The sequence below is a fragment of the Streptomyces sp. NPDC051913 genome, from assembly GCF_044593635.1.
Classification (GTDB): Bacteria; Actinomycetota; Actinomycetes; order Streptomycetales; family Streptomycetaceae; genus Streptomyces.
Genome location: NZ_JBIUCI010000052.1, coordinates 1 through 1,082 on the forward strand (window position 1 = coordinate 1; position 1,082 = coordinate 1,082).

The following is a 1,082-nucleotide window of genomic DNA, read 5'->3' on the forward strand; positions in this document are numbered from 1 at the left end:
CGCACGACCCCGTCCTCGTCGGCTCCGGGGACGAAGTTGATGTAGTAGTGCAGGACGGCCGGGATGATGCCGGCCGCGCCGTTCGTCGGGGCGGTGACCACGCGTCCACCGGCCGCGTTCTCCTCGTTCACCGCCATGGCGTAGAGGGTGATCCACTCCATCGCGTGCGCCAACGGGTCACCCGCTGAACGGAGTTGACGTGCCGTCACGCCGGCCCTGCGGCGCACCTTCAGCCCGCCCGGCAGGATTCCCTCGCGGGACATGCCGAGCGACACGCAGGCCTGCATGACGCGCCAGATGCCGAGGAGCCCTTCGCGGATCTCCTCCTCCGTGCGCCAGGCCCGTTCGTTCTCCAGCATCAGTGCGGAGATGGAGAGGCCGGTCTCCTTGGTGAGGCGCAGGAGCTCGTCGCCGGTGCGGAAGGGGTACTTCAGGACCGTGTCGTCGAGCTTGATGCGGTCCGCGCCCACCGCGTCCTCGTCGACGACGAAGCCGCCGCCGACCGAGTAGTAGGTCTTGGCGAGGAGTTCTGTGCCGTCGGCGTCGTACGCCCACAGCGTCATGCCGTTCGCGTGGTAGGGGAGCGTCTTGCGGCGGTGCAGGACCAGATCGTCGTCGTAGGAGAACGCGATCTCACGCTCACCCAGCAGAGACAGGCGTCCGGCGCTCTTGATCCGTTCGACGTCCTGGTCGGCCCGGACGATGTCGACGGTGTGCGGCTCGTGGCCCTCCAGGCCGAGCAGCACCGCCTTCGGCGTGCCGTGGCCGTGGCCGGTCGCGCCCAGGGAGCCGTACAACTCGGCGTGGACCGAGGCGGTTCGGGCGAGCAGCCCGTCTTCGTCGAGGCGTACGACGAAGGTGCGGGCCGCCCTCATCGGACCCACGGTGTGTGAACTCGAAGGTCCGATGCCGACCGAGAAGAGGTCGAAGACCGAGATGGCCATCAGGCAGCTCCGTTACGACGTCAGGCCGGGATAGAGCGGGTGTTTGTCGGCGAGTGCCCTGACCCGGGTCTTGAGGCTTTCGACGTCGTACGACGGCTTCAGCGCCGACGCGATCACGTCGGCGACCTCGGTGAAGTC

Annotated in this window: 1 protein-coding gene; it reads right to left on the reverse strand. The window is 68.2% G+C overall.

What is annotated here, in order from left to right; all coding sequences use genetic code 11:
* The coding region (locus ACIHIX_RS47890; RefSeq protein ID WP_399966981.1) for an L-serine ammonia-lyase at positions 1-944 on the reverse strand (944 nt) is incomplete at its 3' end.
* Positions 945-1,082: the final 138 nt, after the last annotated feature.